The organism is Psychromonas arctica (assembly GCF_038155225.1).
GTDB lineage: Bacteria > Pseudomonadota > Gammaproteobacteria > Enterobacterales > Psychromonadaceae > Psychromonas > Psychromonas arctica_B.
In genome coordinates this window covers 1-226 of record NZ_JBAKBA010000240.1, presented here as the reverse complement: position 1 = coordinate 226, position 226 = coordinate 1, and the positions used below count along the sequence as shown (strand labels likewise).

General features: G+C 38.5%; 1 pseudogene. It reads left to right on the top strand.

The window, feature by feature from the left end:
- Window positions 1-220: pseudogene (locus V6255_RS18410) on the top strand (NAD-dependent malic enzyme); the annotation flags it as partial.
- Window positions 221-226 lie beyond the last annotated feature (6 nt).

Sequence of the window (226 nt, the reverse complement as noted above, 5' to 3'; positions counted from 1 at the left end):
TTTAGCGGATGCATCTATGGAATATGAGAAAGCACAGGGCGAGTTATTACCTCCATTAAAAGTGATTAAACAGATCAGTGAAAAAATTGCGTGTGCAGTGGCACATCAAGCAATTGAAGATAAATTAGCGCTACCAGTTAACGATGATAACATGCAACGTCGTTTAGAGGCTAACTTATGGTTAGCTAAGTACCGTATCTACCGTCGTACTTCTTTCTAATAAAGT